Below are 20,396 nucleotides of genomic sequence, written 5' to 3'. Positions count from 1 at the left end.
TCATTTTGTTGGGAGACTTCACGATTTTTAAGATGATAAGGAGAGGTGTTGAACGTGAAGGGAATCATTTTCCAGGAAAGCGCACGATGGAAGAAACCCTTTTTGGTTCTTTTGTCTGCGCTTTTTGTTGTGGGGCTGCTATCAGGTTGCTCAGAAGACAAAAGTGGAGTCGAGAAGACCGCATTACGCTATACAGAAGCCATCATGACAGGAGATTGGGAAACGGCAGCCGGAGAGTCGGCTGGAGAACAATTGGGTGTGATGTTGCTCTTAAGCGAACAACTGGCTCAAACGAAATTTACGGCTGACCTTCGCTTAAACGAAGTCATTGAAACAGAAGTAGATGGAAAAAAGGCCCATGCGATTGTTCACGTCGTTCGTGACATGAGCATTCAAGAATTCGGAAGTGTCACAGATGACCGTCAACTCATGCTTGATTTGTATGAAGTGGATGGCAAGTGGAAAGTGTACCGTGTGGATGTCCTGTTTGAACAATAAAAATCGTTTCGAAAACAAAGGAGGAATTGTACATGGCAAAAGCCAATCATGTATTCTTGTTAGGAAGTTTGTGTAGCGATGTGGATTTTCGCATCCTGCCAAAATCAGGCGTAAGTTACGCCAAGTATCAAATGGCGATCAATCGTGACAAAAACAAAGGGACAGATTACCCATGGGTGTGTTCATTTGGCAAACAAGCCGAATCCGATGTGGCGCACCTTCGCAAATCGAGCCAATGTTTGGTGCGAGGTCGCATTCAAACGCGTGAATTCATGCAACCACTCACGTGTCCAAGTTGCTCCCATGAATGGGAAAAACCAAGTGTCGCAACCGAGGTCGTTGCAGACAATGTGGAATACTTGAACAACTGCCACTTCCCTGAAAAAGACTCCGAAACTGCCTCAGCCTAACCCCTCTCAACCATCTGAACGAATATCCGTCTCATCCCCCTCTCCGTGAGGGGGATTCCTTATGTTTTTTTCCTATTTCTCTATGAAACAATGGAATTTAATATGAATATCGTGATAGAATAGAAAAGAGGTGATCCATCATGACCCAAAAGAAAGCACCGAAACCCAGCCCAAAGAAAAGAACGACTCCCGCTCAACTTCCAGTTCGGGGGATTGCCATTGACCCAGGCACAACCTCTCTTGGAATCACCACATTCCTCCTAGAACCTGTCACCGAACGTAGAGGGCGGTTCACCATTCTCCAAACCGACATTTTTCAAGCAAAGGCTCATCATCCCATTGAAAAACGATTGCATGCGTTATACGGCTATTTTCTCCATCTGTTCAAAAAAGAAGAGGTGGATGTTGTCGTAAGCGAGCAAACTTTTGCGAGTGGCAATCGAGGCTATAGTGCCATTGCGGTTCGAGAGGCCCTTGGAGTCCTAAAAGTCGCAGCTGTCACCCAAGAGATTGAGACGATTGAGTTAGTTAGTCCCTTTGATGTGAAGTATGCCGTAACGGGAAAACAAATGACTTCGAAACTGCATATCGCAGAAGCCCTTGAGGAAATGGGGATTCACCTCCCACTTCCGGCTCCTGAGCTCGTGGAGAAGGGAATGGATCATTTGACCGATTCGATCGCCATAGGCATTGCCTATGCACAAAAGTTCTATGCTCAACTTGAATTGTTCGATAAGAAAGGAGAGGTACCATGTTGCGGTATTTTAAAACCCGTTCCAAAGAAGAATATGAAGACTACGAAAACTGGGACACGTGGAACACCCAGCAAGCGTACTCCTGGGAAGAAATCGAAGAAGGATTCCAAGTAGAACCGACTTCTCCGTTTACCCTTCGCGCTCTCATTCTCATGAGTGCTGCTCTTCTCTATGGATTTGTCTTGTTGCTCGGGATTTTTACCACGGACTTTCATAACGGTCGAGGCTACATTGTTTCCTCTGAACTAAGGCAGGAGCGAGCCTATATCGAATCCCTCAACTCTTACTATGAAGTCTTGCTTCGCACACCAGATGCGATTGTTCACTTAGAAGGGAGTGTAGAGAACAAGATTGAAGTGCAGTACCAACTCACCCAACTCAGTGATACGATTCGCACTATGACGCAAAAAGAAAAAGGGCGAAAAGATGTGCCGGATGCCTACCGAGCCTATCAAGGGTACTTGGTTCAGCTCGCCGATTTGGAGATGGCCTATCTCACCGAATTAACTGCGTACTATCAAGATCAAAACCAAGAACGAATTCCTCGACTACAAGAACTGCAAGTAGGAATTGTGCAAACGATTCAAAACGCCCAAGTCCAAATGGATGACATTCGAGAGCGATTAAAACGCAATCAACAGAAGCAGGAGGTGACCTGGTAATGGTCGGATTTTTCCCCAAAAGACATACTCCCTCACCAGAACAAGCAAGTCACTTGTTCTTAGAAGGTCAGGTCAAAACAATGGAACTTAGCCTCATGAAACTAGAGGAACAAAATCTTCAACTCGAACGTCTCGTGGAAGGCTACCGAGGCGATGCTAGAAAAAACATGGGAGAGCTGCAACGAGTCGCTCAAACCATTTGTGATAACGAGTATGCCAAAGAACAATTAGGAGGAAAGAACCGGATTCTCGCTCTTTCCGCCTTTGAACTCGCCAACTTCATCATTGATAACTGGAAAAAGCAACAACAAGAAGCCATTACGCTCGTCACGAACCTTCAAAAAGAATTGAAAAAACGGGACGGAGCGGTGAAAGACTTAGAAGACCAGTTAAGTCGGGTTCTCTTAAAACAACAAGAAGATGCCTATGAGCACCATTCCAACATCCCGGTATTCCAAACCGATGACGGTCGAAAGGTCGACCCAGAAACCGGTGAAATCCTTCCTTCCACTCCCGCTCCTTCTCCTTCACAACCTTCTCAAGAAGACGATATTCTCTCCGTGGTTCAATCTCAAACGCAAACACCACCCCCTGCAAAACCAAAGCCTCAACCTCAAGCCACTCCTTCTTCTTCAAAAGTAGAACCCCCAAAAACACATCTCGTGATGCTCGAGAAGTTTGAAAAGGAACTGACCGAGGTTCAGTGGAAGATTGTCGAAGTCATTGGAACAGAAGGCTTGAGTGAAGCCAAAGAAATTGAAACCCGTATTGGTGAACTCATTAGCGACGTGAACAATACGCAATTCACGAATGCGATTAACTCTCTAAAAACCTCTACGATTTTAGACATGGACAAGGTGAACACGGGGTATCGCTGGTTCTTTGCTTACAACTTAAGCGACCTTGGGCTTCAATTGTACCAACGGAAGTTTAAAAAGCCTGCGATTTTGTGTGAGAAGCATGTGTTGAAGAAAGAAAATGCGACATGGGATCATGGCTATGCGATTAAAGATACGGCGACTCTCATGGAACAGATGGGTCTCATGAACATCACGTACAAGCGAAAAGACAACGAGATCACTCTATCCAACGGAAAAGTCTGGATTCCAGACATTACGGCGTATGACTCGCTTGCAAAGAAGAAATTGTATGTGGAAGTGGAACTCGCTCACCATACCCAAGAAGAATTCAACACGAAAATGGATAAAGCGAGACAAGTCACAAAAGACATTCGATTTGTTACCACAGGCAAAAAGCAAATGGAAATCATCATCCAGCAATTCAGTCAGTGGAAGTTAGAAAAAATCAAGTCAGGAACGCCAGTGAAAAACTTTGATGTGTTCATTACCACCACCAAAAAACTGGCCGATAAGGATTGGGGCAATCACTACCCATCCTAGAAAAGGAGGAATCCAACATGGAATTTTTCTCAAACGCCTGGAATTCCATTGTCTCGGTTCATGCCAACGGATTCATTACCATCGGTTCCTTTTTGATGAACAACGTGACGATGTTTCTCGTCTTAGGAGTCATTGGGTACTTGATTACCAAAGAAGTCAGCGTGAACGAGCAGCACTTTGTACAAGATAAGCGTCGCTTGATGTAACCCATCCGGCGACGAGAAAGGAGGGATTGTCATGGATCAAGGCTATTTGGTGCATTCCCACTCGAAAGCCAAACTGTATCTCGTCGGGAAGATTCTTCTCACCTATGTCGCGCTCATCGTCTTGTGGCTATGGTTGGTTCATATGTATGCGGCCTTTGGGCAAGGGTGGATTAAGTTTGCCGTTGGCATCATGTGGATTGCCGGAGCGGTAGCGGTATGGGGCGTTCCAGAAGACCGAGAGCAGACCATTAAGGAAACGAAATGGGCGGTGGCTGGATACTTGTTGTTCTTGCTCATCTACCGAGTGGTCATCGTGAAGTTTTCTCAGTTTTCTCCCGATGAAGTCGGGGTAGCACTAGGCGTGAATGTGCCGGTGTCCAGTGCCACATCCGCTTTGGGATTCATCCAAAACATGCTCATGATCATTTCCATTTTAACTCCTGTAGGGTTCTGTATTTGGGTGGCTCAGAAGTTCAAGGTTCATCAAGGCGGAAAGAAAAAAGACGAAGCCTTTGTCAAATACAAGAACTTGCGCTAAGTCTCTTGCCCTCGTCTGGGCAAGACGACATCTTTCATCTTGCATCGATTATGGTGCAAGATTTATGGCGAATTTGATCGCCGAATTTGAGAAAAAGGAGGGAATGCCTGTGAGTGTACTCGAACTCTTGCAAAAAGACACGTACCAAGATTTTGGGGATTTAGAAGTCAAACGTTCGTACGTGGAGTACCACGAATCCAAAGGGAGCCTCAATTACCTTCTCTTTGAAATGGAAACGAAAAATGGAGACGGCGAACCCGTATTTCTCTATAAAGCCTTAAAATTCCATCGCTTGATTCGTGTTCCGAAAAATGCCAAAGCATTAAAATCGTTCATGGACATGCAAGCGGAAGTCATTTCCGGGATGTACAACTCTCAAATGAACTTTGTGCAAATCATCGCCAACGTCATCAAACCAAAGCCGATTGGTCTCATGTTCCTCTACGGAGTACAAGCCGTATCGACCGAAAGCATGGAATCAGCGAAACGACATGCCGATGAAGACTTTGCCGCTCTTTCTCGTGTATTTGGCGGAACCTTCCGTACGATGGAAATGAAACTTCCTACGTATGAGGAAATGGAATGGCTTCGCAGCAAAATGCACAGCATGAAACACTTACAAGTTGTTCGTGGTCTTCCGAAACCTCGTAAAGCCGCAGGAGACATGAACAACTCAAGCGGGATGGGTGGAGCCGGAAATGCTGAAATGGAAGAGCAAACCGAAGAATTCATTGCCGGGATGACCGACTATGAATACGTAGCGGTGCTCATGGCAAGCCCGATTGAACAAGATGTCCTCATGCAGTGGTTAAACATCAGCTCCAAAGATCAAACGAAATGGGAAGGATTGCTGTCAGGCTCCAAAGGGATGAACTTTGGTCTATCCATGCCGATGATGTACATGGCCAACCTTGGAAGCAATGAGGGGTGGAGCCAAGGGCATAACCAAGGTATCTCTGAGTCCCACAGTGATTCGACTTCCTTAACCGAGACGCAAGGGGTTTCTCATGGAACGACTCATTCTCAAGGGGTCACGAATACGGCAGGAACCTCGTTAACCGTTGGGGAATCGCTCGGTTTAAGCCACTCCCAAGGAACCTCTCAAGGGATTTCTGTGACCGACGGGGTCAGCATGAGCCATTCGCAGGGAGTTTCAGAGAGTCAATCCGAAACGCATACATTAGGGAAGAGTGCTTCTCATTCGTTAGGATCCAACTGGTCTGAGAGTGATGGCACGAGTGAAACGCAATCCAAAGGAACAAGCCATACCGTATCCGATGGAACCAACAATTCCTACTCCTTCGGAAAAAACCAAAGCAGCTCCGATGGAACGTCGCACGCCGAAGGAAGCAACTGGTCTAACTCGAATGGAAAAACCAACTCCTGGTCTTCTCAATGGAGTGAGTCTCAAGGGAATACCGAAACCACCTCGAAAGGCAATAACACGAATTGGGGAATTAACTCTAACTTCGGAACGAACAAAGGAAACAGCGATACCCTTGGGGGCGGATTAAGCATGGGAGCGGGTCTTCCAGGTGGCGTCGGACAAGGAAGCGTAAGCGCCAATTACAGCCACAGTGAAACCGAAGGAACCAGTTCAGGAAAAGGTGGATCGATCGGTGGAGGAACATCCGAAAGCACATCTGAAGGAACCACAAACTCCTCATCCAAAGGCGGTTCTCAAAGTGGTGGAACGACTAGCACCTCTTCCAAAGGGGGAAGCATCACAGACACCACAACCCACACCGACACGAAAGGAACAAGTGAAACATGGTCCAAGGGTACTTCTCATACCGTGTCGAACGGAACCAGTGAAACTCTTTCCAAAGGAACCTCCCATACCTCCAGTCGTGGGGGAAGTGAAACGTTCTCGACGGGTACGAGTGAATCCGTCTCCAAAGGGCGTTCAGTCGGAACCAGTGAATCGTGGTCACAAGGAAAGTCTCACTCCGTTGGTCAATCCGTAGGAGTGAGTGCGAGTGATGGGATCTCGAAAGGAAACAGCCTTTCCCAAGGGCAATCCTTCTCTCAATCTCATTCTCAATCCGTCTCTCAAAGTGTGACGCAAAGCCAATCGCTTTCACGTGGTCAATCGCACAGTGATGGATGGGGAACCTCCAAAGGGATGAGTCAAGGCTACTCTGGTGGACTTTCTGCTGGTAGTGCTGGAACCATGGGGATTGGACCATCGCTTTCTTGGAGCAAAACCTTCCAGTGGAAAGACGTGGAAGTCGAAAACATCTTAGAACTTCTGCAATTCCAACGTCAACGCTTGATGGCTGCGACCAACGGGCAAGGTGCTTTCTATGTGGATTTCTACATTGCCACCGAGCATGAAAAAGCGAAACGTGCGGCAGGTGCGCTTGCCAATGCCGCTTGGATGAATGACCAAGCGTACGTATCACCTCTTCAGGTACTTGATCTTCCACCTCACGAAGAACAACATCTCCTCTATCACCTCAATGCGTTTTCACCATGCCTCACGAAAGAGGGGGTTCCAGGTCAACTTGAGTCCTACAAATACTCGACTGTTCTTCTAGCCGATGAACTCGCTGCGTTCAGTCACCCTCCACGTATCTCAGAAGGGGGCTTGTATGCAGAGGTGGACGACATGCCAACCCTAAGTGTTCCTTCGAACCGCCAAGACGGGGAAATCTTCGTCGGAAACATCCTATCGGGGGAACGTTACTCCGTGGACAAAGGGTATGAAACCGACTTCCAGTTCCGTATTCGAAACGATGAAATCATGCATGCTTTCTTCCAAGGAGGTTCTCGTTCAGGGAAAACCGTAACCGCTACTCGTGTCATTGCGGAACTTGCGAACAATGTTCGTCGTGGTCCTTACAAGAAACGTATGCGGATTGTCGCGATGGACCCGAAGAAAGACTGGCGAATTCTTGCTCGTTTCGTGGAGCCGGAGCGATTCCGTTTCTACTCCTTAGCAGACCCAGCGTTTTGCCCGATCAAACTAAACCTTGCTCGCATTCCAAAAGGGGTATACACCGAACGCTACATGAACTCCATCGTCGAAGTGTTCTGTCGCTCGTATGGACTTGGAGAACGCGGGAAGCAAATCTTAACACGTGCCTTTTACGAGGAATACACGAAAGCGGGGTGCTTCCAAGGAAACGCGAAAGACCTTGCCAATGAGCGAAGTGCGAACGTCACCTTAGAAACCATCTACTTGAATTTGGATGCGAAGCGAAAAGAGATGGATGACCCGAAGGCGAAAACGAAGTACGGAAATGATGCTCGTGATGCATTCACTCGTGTCATGGACCGTATGGAAAGTTTCGGTCGTATCGGAGCCATCAACCACAGCATGTTCTGTAATGCCGGTGGGATGAGCATTGATGAGTTGCTTGGAGCGGATGATGTCGTGGTTCTCGAGTCTTACGGGCTTGAATCGACCACACGTTCCTTCGTATTCGGGTTAACGACCAGTGCCATCTATCAGTATTGCGTGCATAACGGTGGGTTTGTGAAACCTCGTGAACAGTTCGAAACGATTCTCGTGATTGAAGAGGCTTACTCGTTAGGCCCCTATTTGAGTAATCAAATAGTGCAAACTCCGTGAATTCGGGGAAACCTACGTGCTTTTTAGCATATGGCAATCCCGAGCCAAGCCTGTTTAAAAAAACAGGAAGGTGTAACGACTATCGAAACCACCCTTTAGGGATAAGGGAGTAGAGTAGAACTCAAGTGAGTTCGAAGCGCGGAGCAACCTAGAGTACAAGATTGATAGGTTGATGATATAGTCTGTTCCTCCTTGAAAAAGGAGAGGGTGTATGGAAACGATATACCCGTCAACACAAAAGAACGAAGTACTCATCGGTCAAGACTCAGCCAACGGAGACGGTGGCGGTGGGCTATCTGGTCCTTCCGAGTTTGAGCGTATCCTCGATCAAGCAGCAGGGAACGGGTTGAATGGATTGACCCGTCTAAACCTTGTGAATTGCTGGAACCCCCTGAGAGCCTTTCTTCCCACAACGTAATCGGAAACGGTAAGCGTGATGGGCAAAAAACAGAAAGGATTGGGAAATCAGCAGCGAAGCCTCTAAGGTAGTATCTACTAGGAGGAACGTCCAACGACTATCGAAACCACGTCTTTGACGGAAGGGAGTAGAGTAGGAGTGAAGCCACTCCGAAGTGCAAGGGCATCCACGGATGCATGATATAGTCTGTACTTTCTGGAAACAGAAAGAGAATTTACGGAAGCGGTAGATTCGTAACATGATAGGTTCATCTGGGCGATTACCCAGAAGATTTCACTCCTCCCAACCTCCATCATCGCGAACTGCGGTCTCGTGTTTGCCGGTCGTACAAAAATCCCGGATAAGGAAATTGTCCCCTACTCAAGCGATTGGGTAGCGTAAATCCCGTGAACTGCTGGAAGCCTAAAGGTATTTGCCTATGGTAATCAGCAGCCAATCCCATCCGAAAGGGTGGGAAGGTTCAGAGACTAGAGTATGGAGCCCTAACGTGAAGCCGAGGGCAGTAAAACTCCACGAGTGCGGGACATCTAGGAAATTCCTAGATGATGAGATAGTCCGATACTCCTTGGAAACGAGGAGAATTAAGGATAAAGAGCCTTAATGTAAACTTTTGGATATTGTTGTATGTATTAGGCAAATCGGAAGAGAGGAGAGGTATGACGACCGTCCATTGGTTGAACCCTTTGACCAATTAAAACCCCGTGAATTGCTGGAATACCCTAAAGCCTCTTGAACCACAACATAGGGATGAAAGAAACCCAAGTGTGAAGGTTTGAAAATCAAGAGGATGCTACAATGGGCAATCAGCAGCCAAGCCCCGAAGAGGGGAAGGTTCAACGACTATTCCTTTACGGAAGTAGGAATCAAGTGATTCCGAAGTGCGGGGACACGTTACGCGTGTATGATATAGTCTGATTCTCATTCGAAAGAGTGAGAGAAGCAACGGAAACGGTTGTTTCGTAACCCAAAAGAAATGGTTCCCCCGTAGTCCAACGGGTTGGTTGCGATTAGTAGACCCCTATTTGAGTAATCAAGTAGTGCAAACCTCGTGAATTCGGTGAAACCCCTAACGTCAAGTCGAGGGCAATACCGAGCGAAGCCTCTCCATAGAGAGGAACGTGTAACGACTATCGAACCCATGCGAATCTAGTATTCGTAGAAGGAAGTAGAGTAGGAGTCAAGTGACTCCGAAGCGCGAGGCAGCCTAAGTCATTAGGTTGATGATATAGTCTGAGCGCTCATGGAGACATGAGGAGAGTGTACGGAAACGGTACATTCGTAACAAAACTGCATTTGCCAAACGTCACGTACCTTTGACTTTAAAGACGCCGAGCCAGTAATGGTTAAGAAATTTGACCCGTCGAGGAGTAATCCTCGAATGAAAACTCCGTTAATTGCTGGAATCTCCTATAAGAGCCTTCTTCCCCACAACGTAGAGATGAAAAATGCTCAAGCGTGAAGGGTTGAAAAGAAGAAGGATGGGACAATCAGCAGCGAAGCCCCGAAGAGGGGAACGTTCAACGACTAGAGCATGAGCTCGTAGGTTCCAAGTGGAGCCGAAATGCGGAGCAACCAATGATAGTTGGTTGAAGAGATAGTCTGATCCTTTTAGAAATAAAAGGAGAGTGTGCGGAAACGGCACATTCGCAACATACATGAAAGTAGAGCGTCTCGAAGTCGACCCACCAGACGACCAGGAGCTGGAAAATTACCTCAAAAAAGCCGAAGTGGCGAGGATGGCCAAGGAAGTCTTGTCGTAAAGAATCCCCCTTTAATGGGGGATTTTTTATGTTCTTGTGTGGTATAATGGAATAAACAATGAATATAGGAATACACAATGAGAGAAGGTGAGAAGATGCCTATAAAGAAAACCAATGAGGAATTTCTTCGAGAGGTTGAAGCATTGGTGGGGAATGAATACATTCCGCTAACGCCCTATATCTCAAGCAAAAAACATGTACAAATGAAGCATACTGTTTGCGGAAATGTTTGGGGGGTGCAACCAGCACACTTCCTTAACAGTAACAGCCGGTGTAAAAAATGTTTCAGAGAGAACCTATCTATTTCTCAAAGCAAAGACCATGAACAGTTTGTTACTGAATTACAAAAGAAAAGAAATGGAGAATTTAAGGTCCTTGAAATCTACCAAAATAATAAGACTAAGATTTTGGTGAGACACCTCGCATGTGGTCATGAGTGGAAAGTAGTTCCCAAGTCTATTCTTCGAGGTAGCAACTGTCCAAATTGCTCAAGAGGTCATTCTTTTGTTTCTATTGGGTTAGATAGTAACGGAAGAGAAGTTGAAGGTAAAGTTTGTAAGGTATGTAATGAGTGGCAACCTCTTACTGTGTTTGGACAATTGTTAGGAGGAATCGGAGGTAGAAAATCTGCTTGTAAGAAATGTTCTTGTAAAACTGAACGTATTGTTCGTGTAGAGATTACCAAAGATTCGTGGCCTAAGAAAGTGGAAGAACTATCTCAAGGTTCTTACGAGGCTTGTTCAGACTATCAAAACAAACACACCAAAGTATGGATTAAGCACACAGAGGATTGTGGGCATAAATTCCAAACAACACCTAAAAACTTCCTTAGAGGGCATCGCTGTCCAAAGTGCAATGAATCTGCTGGAGAAAGGGAAGTTGGAAAGTATCTAAGTTCCAAAAATATTCCCTTTAAGAAAGAATTCACATTTTGTGATTGCAAGCATGAAAGACCACTTCCATTTGATTTTGCAGTTTTTTCAGATGAAACATACAAAGAAGTCAAATTCTTAATCGAATATGATGGAATTCAACACTCAGAACCAGTTAAGCGCTTCGGGGGGCTTGACTATTTTCAAAAGATTCAACACCGAGACGCCATCAAAAACGCCTACTGCCAACAAAACAACATCCCGCTTCTACGCATCAAGTACACGCAATTTGACCAAATCGAAGAGATTCTTGAACGGGAATTGGCGAAATACCAGCTCGTAAACGTGTAAGACGGGGCTTTCCCCGTCTGTTATCGGCAGTATGCCGTATTTTCCCAAGGAGTGATTGATATGAGCATTAAAAAAGAGATTGAGTTATTCCAAAAGAGCAAGGGTGCTGGTTTGATCCTAACAATTGTAATCGGTGTTTTTACAGGCATTCTTTCTGATTGGATTGTCAAGGTATCATGGTGGATTACTCCCCTGGTCATCATTAGTTTCTACTTGATTTGGAAAATATTAAAGAAAATCCACCGAACTTACAAAAAGGAAGTGTATTCATTTTTTTCTATCCAACAGTTTAGTGGGTTCTGGTTGTTAAAGATCTGTGTACCAAAAGAAGAATGGGCTTTTAAACTAAGAGAACATCTTCAAAAGAACGGGATTGAGAAAGTATACAGTACTGTTAAAGATATAAACATGAATAATGAATTCATCGACAACTATGAAGATGAGAAATTCATGGCAAGCAAGTATTGGAATTCATCGGAAGTTGATTTTGTTGATTTAAAGGCTTTTTACTTCAGGTATGATGATTGGTTTTTTCTAGTGAGGAGGAAGGAGCATCACCGATGGGTAACTGGGGTAAATCAGAAGAAAAACAATCGGGATGAGTATGTGGATTACCACGAAACAGAATACCTAGTAGAAGTTCATCACAAGAACAAGAAGCATAAAAAATGCATGAGCATCAAGGAATTTCAAAAACTCCCTTTCATCAAGAACCTCAAATCTATCACAAATTCTTACTTCAACTAGCAATGTCTCAGCGGCATGATGCCGCCTTATACACCCTTGTTTCAACAGGCAAAACCACTCTTAAAAGGAAGTGAACCCCGTGAATCAACCGAATCACCCACCGTGGTCTAATCAACCACCTATGCCTCAACCTCCAAATTCCTATGCCACGCCTCAACCCCCGATGCCATCTGCACCACCGAATCCCTATGCGACGCCTCATCCACCAAACTCGTATGGTCAAACACCACCTCAAAACCCGTATCAATCAAATGTGCCTCCTCAACCGTCATGGCCACCGAATCCAGGCTACCCACAACCCCCACACGGACAACCCCATTCCCAATGGAATCAACCTCCTTCCCAACATCAATGGAATTCCCACCACTTCCAATCTGCCCCCCAACATCATTCTTCGTGGGATCCCGATGATTCCTATGAAGCCTATGAATCTTACAAGTCTCCAGCTCCGTCTCCTAAAACCATTTTTGGAGGGTGTTTAACCTTCATCGTGTTGATTCTGATGCTGGGCGGATGCACGGCTCTGTTCTTTGGGGGAGATGAAGAGTCAGATGAGCCTAAAACAGAAGAGATCTTGAATCTATCCAATGAGGAGTTTGCAAAAAAGGTGGTAGAACAAACAAAGGGGAAAAAGACAAACACCGGTCTGTCAACACTAAATGAAATCAATGAGCACGATGGGTATATGAATATATGGATGAATGCAGACGAGACATTTACTACTGAAGCAGCAAGGGGTGAGATGTTAAGGGGGTCCGCTGAAATCTTTCAAGAACTGTTCAAAAAAGAATCCATTGAAAAGGTAGACCTCATTTGGCAACTCCCTATGACTGATGCGTATGGAAATGTAGAGACAAGGAAGGTTCTCCAAATCAGCCTTGACCGTTCTATCAATGAAAAAATCAATTGGGAGTCATTCTACGTCGGTGATTTTGAGACCATCACGGAAGTATGGATGCACCCTGCTCTTCGTGAAGAATAAATACTAGCGGGTTCCCTCCCGCTTTATGCTCCTTTTTTCTGTTCTTACAAAAAGGATACAGATACTATATAGGGGTTTAAGGGGTGTGGAGGGGAGTCTCCCTCGCACCTACACCCTTACAAAAACGATAACGAAGTATTATAGGGAAAAAGGGGGTTCTTCTCAGGCTCTCTCTTACGTGACCGTACGTGATCATCCTTTGTGCTGATTCTGGTACAATACTTAATAAAAAAAAGAGAGAGAGGGGGAGGCATGTGGCTCTACAACCTTACGTGACGCTACGTGACAAGAATAGCGGGATACGTGACGCTACGTGATTCCAGTGCGCCGATTTTACTACAAGTAGTAATAAGAAGATAAGGAAAGAGAGGAGGATGTTGTGCTTTAACCCTTACGTGATTGCACGTGAAACAAGATACGTGACGGTACGTGACAGGCGAGGTTATCAACCCAAGAGGGTTGTTTTTGTTAAGGGATGTGATCCTCATGTTTACCTACGTTTCTCTCTTCAGTGGCATGGGTGGATTTGATACCGCCTTTAATCGCCAAGGATTTCGCTCGGTCCTAGCAAGTGAAATTGACCCGAAAGCAAGACTCGCATACGAAATCCTCTATGGCCATGCACCCAAAGGGGATGTGACCCAAATCCCTTCCTCAGACGTTCCTTCTCATGACGTGTTGCTCTCTGGATTCCCGTGTGTCGCGTTTAGCCTAGCCGGAAAGAGAGCTGGGATGGACTATCGCTGCACCGAATGTCACCACGAACACCTCGTTACCTTCCATGAGTATCTCAGAACCCCCACCTGCCCGGAGTGTAAAGGAACCACCAAACCGATTGACGAACGAGGCATTCTCTTTTTTGAATCCGCTCGAATCGCGTACGACAAACAACCTCCGATTCTCCTCTTTGAAAATGTAAAAGGTCTTCTCTCCCACAACGGAGGTAAAACCTTAGAGATCATCTTGTTTACCCTCAATGAAATTGGCTATCTTGTGGACTTCTCTCTCTTAAACTCCAAGCATTGGGTTCCTCAAAACCGAGAACGCGTCTTCATTGCGGCTTCTCGTATGTCTCCTACCCAACCCTACACCATCCCCTCCGAATCATCGGTTTTCCAAAAACGAAAGAAAGAATACCTCTATAAAGGGCTTCAAACGTTCTCCTTTCCGTGGCCACGTCAAGACCAAGTGCCGTATAGCATTCGAGACATCTTAGAAGAAGATGTGCCTTCCTCGTATGACTTGTCTCTCTATCAATCTCAAAAATTCGTATCCAAAGTCACCAAGGGAAGTGACATCCAAAAGATAGGCTACTTAGGAAAAGACCGAGAGCAATGCCGGGTTCATTCGGTAGAGGGCGTCATGCCTACGATTACAGCGAACAACGGAGGGGGAAGAAGACCAGGGGGACTCATCTTAGATGGCGAACGAATCCGCAAACTCACGCCTCTTGAAGTGTTTCGCCTTCAAGCCTTCCCAGATTCCTACGTGACGCTGTTGCGATCCTACGGATTTAGCGACTCGGTGTTGTACAAATTAGCGGGAAATGCCGTGACGGTTTCTCTGGTGGAGGAACTTGCTTCCTCCATCCACCATCTTCTTTCCCAATAAGCGGGGCAACCCGCTATTATGGACTTTCTAGGAAGTCACACCTGGGCAACTAGAAGCCTTTTAAAAGTTAAGAGATGTAAGAGATAGAAGGACCACCTCCGACTGTCTCTTTTTTTATGGGTTTCATTCCTAGAATTTCACAAAATATTCGTGATACAATAAGAATAAAGGAATGAAATGGTAAAACATTTATTCAAAACCAAGGAGGGTTCAAAATGATTCACCACTGGCTCATGTTAAGCAGCGATAAAGATTCATGGGATAGCGGAGACAAAGCAAAACTGTTTTCCTTTCTCGCTCAACTGAATGATAAGAACGTACAAGTCTTTGCACGAAAAAAAGGAGAAGAAGTGGACTACGGCAATGCGTGGGCAGCGATCAATCTTTCCGTCATCAACCTTGCGACACTCGACCCCGATATATCCTCTAAACACATCAACGCCTGTCGTCACTGTTTCACAAAGTACATGTTCCACGCCCAGATTCTCGACCCGCTATCCTCGTTTGTTCCCACGGATCTCCTCTTTAAAGAAAGGCTTGATTTAGAAAAGGCTCCGTATTCAAACCTCCCGTTCCTGCAGCAACTCATGAATTTCCTCTTTTTAGAAGGACCTCAAGCCATTCTCTCTTGTGAGGGAACCTATTCCTCTTCTACTAAAAACATCCTCGTACAAATCTCCCATCAAGGGATCGTGAGCACCGAAGAAGATGGGTTTGACATTCAAACCTTCGTGTATGATCACCCGCATTGGTTTACCCCACAAAAATAACCAACCGTTCAGCCTGTAATCTGTACCGGCATTTCCGGTAGATGTCTCTATCTACCGGTTTTTCCGGTCACACACCTTTTCATAAACCCTTTCAAACAAGCGAGTTATGACTCTCAGAGTCTCTTTTCTTTGAAAGGTGTGAAGTCATTTGGGAAGGCTAAGTTTAACACAAGAAGAATTTAAACAACGAGTCAAAGAGGCGGTTGGAGACGAGTATGTGGTCATGGGAGAAATAAAGACTACAAAGGAAAAGGTCCTCATGAAACACAAGGTTTGTGGGGAGAGTTGGGGGATTACTCCAGATAACTTTCTAAACCAAGGAAGACGCTGCCCCATTTGTGCGAAAAAGAACGCCACGAAATCCCACGAACAATTCATTCAAGAAGTAGAGAAACAAGGAAATGGGGAGTATGAGGTAGTAGGAGAGTATGTAAATGCTAGAACCAAAGTCTCTATGAAACATACTGTATGTGGGTATGTTCGGGATATAAGACCAGACAATTTTCTTGCAGGGACCCGTTGTCGCAAGTGTTCTCACCAACACAAAAAGAAAACCAATAAAAAGAAAACCCATGAGCAATTCCTCCAAGAAGTGGAAGAAAAATTTGGGAAGGGAACATATCAAATTCTCGAACCCTATCAAACAAATAGAACTCTGATTCTAGTGCAGCATAGTAAGTGTGGGCACGAATGGTCGGTTCGACCAAACAATTTCCTTTCCTGTTCTAACCCTTGTCCAAAATGCAACGGTTGTTACCAACCCACCCCTGAAGAATGGGAAGAAGAGGTAAGAGCAATTACAGATGGAGAGTATGAAGCGGTTAGCCCCTATGAGAACTCACTCACCATTGTCATTCTTCATCATAAAAGTTGTGGAACTTCCTTTCTGATGAGGCCAAGTGCTTTCCGTAGTGGTAATCGTTGTACGAAATGCTCGAAAGGGATTATGAGCCCTAACGAATGGCGAGAGTTCGTACATTCTACTACCAACGGCGAATACGAAGCGGTGAGTGATTACAAAAAAACACACCAAAAAGTACAGATTCGCCATCACAAATGTGGGCACGTCTATCCTGTTAGACCCGCCGACTTCAAACAAGGTGTTCGCTGCCCTCATTGTCAAGAATGGAAAGGCGAAAAAGCCATTCGAGATTACCTCACAAGTGTTTCCATTCCTTTTCAAAAAGATCATAAATTCCAAGACCTCTATGATAAATCTCCCTCACACCCTCTCAAATTCGATGTAGGTATCTACGACCAACCTCATTTCCCCATCATTTTAGCCGAATACGACGGCGAACAACATACAAAGGAAGTTGAATTCTTCAACGGAGAAGAAGGGTACCAAGACCGCCGAAGGAAAGACAAAAAGAAAAACCAATACGCCCTCAAGCATGGGATTCCACTGATTCGTATCCCCTATACCGTCAAACCCGAAGAAGTTCCTCAAGTGCTAGAACAAGAACTTCACAACCTTCTCTCTGAAACTCCTCAAAACACCCCTTACCTGATCAATCCCATCCATACCTTAGTTTCAACCAAACAAGTGGGTTAGCACTAGCGGGAGTATTCCCGCTTCCCTAACCAGCCCTTTTATGACTCTATGAGTCTTCTTTGAATACTGGAAGGGTGAGAATATGGCTAGAAAATCTATGACTCACGAGGAATTTTTAAAAAGAGTTTATGAGTCTGTTGGCACCGAATATCAAGTCACATCTCTATATCAAGGGAGCAAAGAAAAAGTGTCTATGATCCATCAAACTTGTGGTAATAGTTGGAGTGTTCTTCCAAACAATTTTCTCCGCTCTAAGAACCCTCGTAGGTGTCCTTACTGCCAATTAACCCAAAAGACCAAAACACATGAAGAGTTTTTGTTGGAAGCACAAGTCAAGGGGAATGGAAAGTATTTAGTGTTAGGAAAGTACATCAACAATAACACTCCTATCCGCATGAAACATCTTGCATGTCAGCATGAATTCTCGGTTTTACCACGGAATTTTCTTCAAGGAACAGGTTGCTCAGAGTGTGCAAAAAAAAATCGAGAATCAGCCTCAAGAAAGAAGAAAACACATCAAGAATTTCTAAGAGAAGTAGAGAACAAGTTCGGAAAGAACGAATACACCTTTTTAGGCCATTACCTAGATGCTCATACTCCGATTAAGACTCGTCATCGCTGTGGATACAAATGGGATCTTCGACCAAACCATCTTCTTCGTGCTAAAAAACCAACTTGCCCCATGTGTTCCAAGACGCACCAACCCACTCAAGCGGAATGGGAAAAGGAAGTACAATCTTCTCATAATGGTGAATACCGAGCAATATCAGTCTATCAAAGCCACGATCGTAAGGTAAAACTCTTTCATACCGTTTGTGGAGAAACCATCAATATCACGCCACATTCGTTTCGACAAGGAAAAGGCTGCCGAAAATGTAATCTTCACATCCTAACAACAGAAGAGTGGAAAGATCTTGTGAATGAAACAACAAGTGGAGAGTACCAAGCAGTAGGATTGTACACGTTCAATGATCAAAAAACCTCAATCAAACATATGACTTGCGGGACTGTGTATGACGTTACTCCAAACAGTTTCAAAAACGGCTCCCGTTGCCCAAAATGCCAGGAATCCAAAGGTGAAAAAGCCCTACGAGACTTCCTTACTCAAAGTAACACTCCGTTTACACCTCAATATGCTTTTTCTGATCTCTATGACAAATCCCCGAGTCATCCATTGAAGTTTGACGTTGCCATCCATGACCAACCTTCTTTCCCGCTCATTCTTGTTGAGTATGACGGGGAGCAACATTTTAAGCCGGTCAACTACATGGGTGGAGAAGATAACTTCCGAGACATTCGGCGAAGAGACAAAAAGAAAAACCACTACTCCATCCAGCACCAGATTCCCCTCATTCGTATTCCCTATACCGTCAAACCCGAAGACGCTCCGCAAGTCCTCGAACAAGAACTCCAAAACTTACAATCCTCTCATCCTCAACCCTCCATCTATCTCGTCAATCCCCTTGAAACATGGTTTTAACAGGCGGGTTTCCCGCTTTATTCCGAATTCTCGTAGAGAAATTCGGTTTATGACTCCATACGAGTCTACTTTTGGGAGGTGATCCAAGTGAAAAACATGATTAAGTGGGTCATCACATTCGTGAGCATTCCATTTCTGATTTTCCTCCATATCTTTAGCCCAGAAGCCCTTGCTCTATCCAGGCTAGGAAAGAGAACGACGCCAAACCCTAAAAAAAAGAGGAGTGAAAAACATGAAAGAATCATCGAAAGTACTCATTTCCATTAGCGGAGCTATCTTACTAGGTATACCTTTTCCTTCGCTTCTTCCCCAAGAGTGGTTAGAAATCATTTGGTTGCCTATTTACTCGGTTTTTGTCAGTGGCACCATGATTTGGATCGGTCTACCAAATGCCATCAAACAGGGGAAAAAAAGAGTTGCTCGCTTAATGGCTCTTTGTGCGTTTGCTCCCATTCTTCTTCATTTCATCCATGACATCAATCAATTCTTGAAGTAAGCGAGAAACGGGGTTCTCCCCGTTTTATGTCCGGAAAATCCGGATGGTTCCAATCGGAGTACTTCCCAAAGCCTCCATTATGGAACTCAACTTGAAAAGGAGTGTTTTTTCATGCAGGATACGTTGTACACCTTAAAAGAAGTCATGAGTCAAACAAATCTATCCAAAAAAGAAGTGGAAGCTCTTGTCAACGAACTTGGTCTTAAGATTCCAGCAAGGAAGCATAAGAAGTTTTCCGACTATGATGTGGAGTGCATTGTTCGAGCAACGTCTCAACCCGAAGAATTTGCCACAGCGGTGATAGAAGAGGAAGACGAACAAGAAGATATGACCATCTCTGCAGCACCACAAGTCGCCATTCCTTCTGCTACTCCAACCCTCGTCACCCCCAGCTCTCGCAAAAATCCCCTGAAGATTTTTTCTGCTACCCCCCTCGAAGGAAGAGTGCTGGTGGTTGACTTTGACCAAGACTTTTACACACTACGCTGGCTTGAACCAGAATACGGGCTAGATATTCTCCATATTCCTACCAGTCAGTTTTCTACCAAAGTCGGTCGAGACACCTCCTTCACGGGAATGTTTACCCTCCTCTCCTTAAAGCCTGAATTAAGGCTCGATGAGATTCTCTTCGTAGAAGAAAACCATATCAAAGAACTCAATGCCTTAAATGCCAAAATGAGAGATCGAAAGGGAAACCCTTCCACCCTCATTCCTTCTTTAAGGCGCATTCTTCACGACTTGAATAACCGAGAGGTGGAAGTGAAAAGAACGATGGATTCCTTGTTGCACCGTTGGAAATATTTCTGGGCCTATGATGAGGAAATGGATGCCTTCTTGCAAGAGCTGATGGTGTGTCTATCGGATCCACAAGAGTATCAAACACAAGTAGAAGAAGCGAAGGGACTTGCCTTTAAACGAAGTAAAGAGAATTGTCTCGAAAAATTGAATCAGTATCTTTCGGTTCTTTTGCAAGACAACAACTGGAATGGGGGAATGGAACAAGCCATGTACCGCATCCGAGAGTTGAAAGAAAAATGGGGCTTCCACGAAACCCTTGAAACCGTCTACACCATGATTCTTCCAGAAGTGACCTCAGTTGTGTCTAAGGTCGCCAAACATCCCAATGCTTACGCGTTTGAGCAAAACTTCAAGCAGCCATTGTTTGTCGAGAACATGGAACGATTCATTGCTGAAGCGAAAAGCCTGTTGGTCCGCAAGAAATATGTCACAGATCTCGAAAAAGCCTTCCAAAAAGTCAAATCTCTTCATGTGAAAACCCATTAAACCTTTCTTCGAGAATAGGAGATT

General features: G+C 45.1%; 18 protein-coding genes. All 18 read left to right on the top strand.

From position 1 onward, the window contains the following. Positions 1-54 precede the first annotated feature (54 nt). The 18 genes from ACFYKX_RS10125 (at position 55) to ACFYKX_RS10040 (ending at position 20,372) form a co-directional block, all read left to right on the top strand. The gene (locus ACFYKX_RS10125) at positions 55-498 is read left to right on the top strand and encodes a hypothetical protein (protein WP_389360682.1); all 444 of its coding nucleotides are present in this window, start codon (positions 55-57) and stop codon (positions 496-498) included. 32 nt (positions 499-530) lie between these two features. Then, the gene (locus ACFYKX_RS10120; protein WP_389360680.1) at positions 531-908 is read left to right on the top strand and encodes a single-stranded DNA-binding protein; all 378 of its coding nucleotides are present in this window, start codon (positions 531-533) and stop codon (positions 906-908) included. Between the two features lie 140 nt (positions 909-1,048). Next, the gene (locus tag ACFYKX_RS10115) at positions 1,049-1,777 is read left to right on the top strand and encodes a crossover junction endodeoxyribonuclease RuvC (RefSeq protein ID WP_389360678.1); all 729 of its coding nucleotides are present in this window, start codon (positions 1,049-1,051) and stop codon (positions 1,775-1,777) included. Beyond that, complete coding sequence (locus ACFYKX_RS10110) at positions 1,660-2,325, top strand: hypothetical protein (protein WP_389361200.1); 666 nt, start codon at positions 1,660-1,662, stop codon at positions 2,323-2,325. The genes ACFYKX_RS10115 and ACFYKX_RS10110 overlap by 118 nt, the downstream gene beginning before the upstream one ends. Beyond that, positions 2,325-3,725 carry a hypothetical protein gene (locus ACFYKX_RS10105; protein WP_389360676.1) on the top strand — a complete coding sequence of 467 codons (1,401 nt, stop codon included), beginning with the start codon at positions 2,325-2,327 and terminating at the stop codon, positions 3,723-3,725. Before ACFYKX_RS10110 ends, ACFYKX_RS10105 begins: the two co-directional genes overlap by 1 nt. A gap of 17 nt (positions 3,726-3,742) precedes the next feature. Next, positions 3,743-3,931 carry a hypothetical protein gene (locus tag ACFYKX_RS10100; protein WP_389360674.1) on the top strand — a complete coding sequence of 63 codons (189 nt, stop codon included), beginning with the start codon at positions 3,743-3,745 and terminating at the stop codon, positions 3,929-3,931. 31 nt (positions 3,932-3,962) lie between these two features. Next, a complete protein-coding gene (locus ACFYKX_RS10095) occupies positions 3,963-4,469 on the top strand; it encodes a hypothetical protein (protein WP_389360672.1) in 507 nt (168 codons plus the stop codon). Between the two features lie 64 nt (positions 4,470-4,533). Beyond that, positions 4,534-8,046, top strand: a complete 3,513-nt coding sequence (locus tag ACFYKX_RS10090; RefSeq protein WP_389360670.1) for a serine-rich protein — start codon at positions 4,534-4,536, stop codon at positions 8,044-8,046. Between the two features lie 211 nt (positions 8,047-8,257). Continuing rightward, positions 8,258-8,464: a hypothetical protein gene (locus ACFYKX_RS10085; RefSeq protein WP_389360668.1), complete on the top strand. Its 207-nt coding sequence runs from the start codon at positions 8,258-8,260 to the stop codon at positions 8,462-8,464. 1,855 nt (positions 8,465-10,319) lie between these two features. After that, positions 10,320-11,447 carry a DUF2726 domain-containing protein gene (locus ACFYKX_RS10080; RefSeq protein ID WP_389360667.1) on the top strand — a complete coding sequence of 376 codons (1,128 nt, stop codon included), beginning with the start codon at positions 10,320-10,322 and terminating at the stop codon, positions 11,445-11,447. Between the two features lie 60 nt (positions 11,448-11,507). Next, positions 11,508-12,194, top strand: a complete 687-nt coding sequence (locus tag ACFYKX_RS10075; RefSeq protein ID WP_389360665.1) for a hypothetical protein — start codon at positions 11,508-11,510, stop codon at positions 12,192-12,194. Positions 12,195-12,273: 79 nt separating this feature from the next. Then, positions 12,274-13,176, top strand: coding sequence for a hypothetical protein (locus tag ACFYKX_RS10070; protein ID WP_389360663.1), 903 nt, complete (start codon positions 12,274-12,276; stop codon positions 13,174-13,176). A 486-nt stretch (positions 13,177-13,662) separates the two neighbouring features. Further along, positions 13,663-14,787, top strand: a complete 1,125-nt coding sequence (locus ACFYKX_RS10065; RefSeq protein ID WP_389360661.1) for a DNA cytosine methyltransferase — start codon at positions 13,663-13,665, stop codon at positions 14,785-14,787. Positions 14,788-15,002: 215 nt separating this feature from the next. After that, positions 15,003-15,557, top strand: a complete 555-nt coding sequence (locus ACFYKX_RS10060; RefSeq protein WP_389360659.1) for a hypothetical protein — start codon at positions 15,003-15,005, stop codon at positions 15,555-15,557. A 148-nt stretch (positions 15,558-15,705) separates the two neighbouring features. After that, on the top strand, positions 15,706-17,112 hold the full coding sequence (locus ACFYKX_RS10055) for a hypothetical protein (RefSeq protein ID WP_389360657.1): 1,407 nt from the start codon (positions 15,706-15,708) through the stop codon (positions 17,110-17,112). Between the two features lie 82 nt (positions 17,113-17,194). Then, on the top strand, positions 17,195-18,592 hold the full coding sequence (locus tag ACFYKX_RS10050) for a hypothetical protein (protein ID WP_389360656.1): 1,398 nt from the start codon (positions 17,195-17,197) through the stop codon (positions 18,590-18,592). A 232-nt stretch (positions 18,593-18,824) separates the two neighbouring features. Next, the gene (locus tag ACFYKX_RS10045; RefSeq protein ID WP_389360654.1) at positions 18,825-19,088 is read left to right on the top strand and encodes a hypothetical protein; all 264 of its coding nucleotides are present in this window, start codon (positions 18,825-18,827) and stop codon (positions 19,086-19,088) included. A gap of 111 nt (positions 19,089-19,199) precedes the next feature. Continuing rightward, complete coding sequence (locus ACFYKX_RS10040; protein ID WP_389360652.1) at positions 19,200-20,372, top strand: hypothetical protein; 1,173 nt, start codon at positions 19,200-19,202, stop codon at positions 20,370-20,372. The last annotated feature ends 24 nt before the right edge of the window (positions 20,373-20,396 follow it).

Source organism: Cytobacillus spartinae (genome assembly GCF_042865285.1).
In the GTDB taxonomy this organism is placed as follows: Bacteria; Bacillota; Bacilli; order Bacillales; family Cytobacillaceae; genus Robertmurraya_A; species Robertmurraya_A spartinae.
Note: the sequence above shows the minus strand (reverse complement) of the source record. Positions and strands in the feature narration are given on the sequence as shown.

What these genes read in the sequence shown, in the direction of transcription:
- ACFYKX_RS10120 (WP_389360680.1), top strand. Translation starts at nt 531, where the DNA reads ATGGCAAAAGCCAATCATGTATTCTTGTTAGGAAGTTTGTGTAGCGAT.
- ACFYKX_RS10115 (WP_389360678.1), top strand. Translation starts at nt 1,049, where the DNA reads ATGACCCAAAAGAAAGCACCGAAACCCAGCCCAAAGAAAAGAACGACT.
- ACFYKX_RS10110 (WP_389361200.1), top strand. Translation starts at nt 1,660, where the DNA reads ATGTTGCGGTATTTTAAAACCCGTTCCAAAGAAGAATATGAAGACTAC.
- ACFYKX_RS10105 (WP_389360676.1), top strand. Translation starts at nt 2,325, where the DNA reads ATGGTCGGATTTTTCCCCAAAAGACATACTCCCTCACCAGAACAAGCA.
- ACFYKX_RS10100 (WP_389360674.1), top strand. Translation starts at nt 3,743, where the DNA reads ATGGAATTTTTCTCAAACGCCTGGAATTCCATTGTCTCGGTTCATGCC.
- ACFYKX_RS10095 (WP_389360672.1), top strand. Translation starts at nt 3,963, where the DNA reads ATGGATCAAGGCTATTTGGTGCATTCCCACTCGAAAGCCAAACTGTAT.
- ACFYKX_RS10090 (WP_389360670.1), top strand. Translation starts at nt 4,534, where the DNA reads ATGGCGAATTTGATCGCCGAATTTGAGAAAAAGGAGGGAATGCCTGTG.
- ACFYKX_RS10085 (WP_389360668.1), top strand. Translation starts at nt 8,258, where the DNA reads ATGGAAACGATATACCCGTCAACACAAAAGAACGAAGTACTCATCGGT.
- ACFYKX_RS10080 (WP_389360667.1), top strand. Translation starts at nt 10,320, where the DNA reads ATGCCTATAAAGAAAACCAATGAGGAATTTCTTCGAGAGGTTGAAGCA.
- ACFYKX_RS10075 (WP_389360665.1), top strand. Translation starts at nt 11,508, where the DNA reads ATGAGCATTAAAAAAGAGATTGAGTTATTCCAAAAGAGCAAGGGTGCT.
- ACFYKX_RS10065 (WP_389360661.1), top strand. Translation starts at nt 13,663, where the DNA reads ATGTTTACCTACGTTTCTCTCTTCAGTGGCATGGGTGGATTTGATACC.
- ACFYKX_RS10060 (WP_389360659.1), top strand. Translation starts at nt 15,003, where the DNA reads ATGATTCACCACTGGCTCATGTTAAGCAGCGATAAAGATTCATGGGAT.
- ACFYKX_RS10050 (WP_389360656.1), top strand. Translation starts at nt 17,195, where the DNA reads ATGGCTAGAAAATCTATGACTCACGAGGAATTTTTAAAAAGAGTTTAT.
- ACFYKX_RS10045 (WP_389360654.1), top strand. Translation starts at nt 18,825, where the DNA reads ATGAAAGAATCATCGAAAGTACTCATTTCCATTAGCGGAGCTATCTTA.
- ACFYKX_RS10040 (WP_389360652.1), top strand. Translation starts at nt 19,200, where the DNA reads ATGCAGGATACGTTGTACACCTTAAAAGAAGTCATGAGTCAAACAAAT.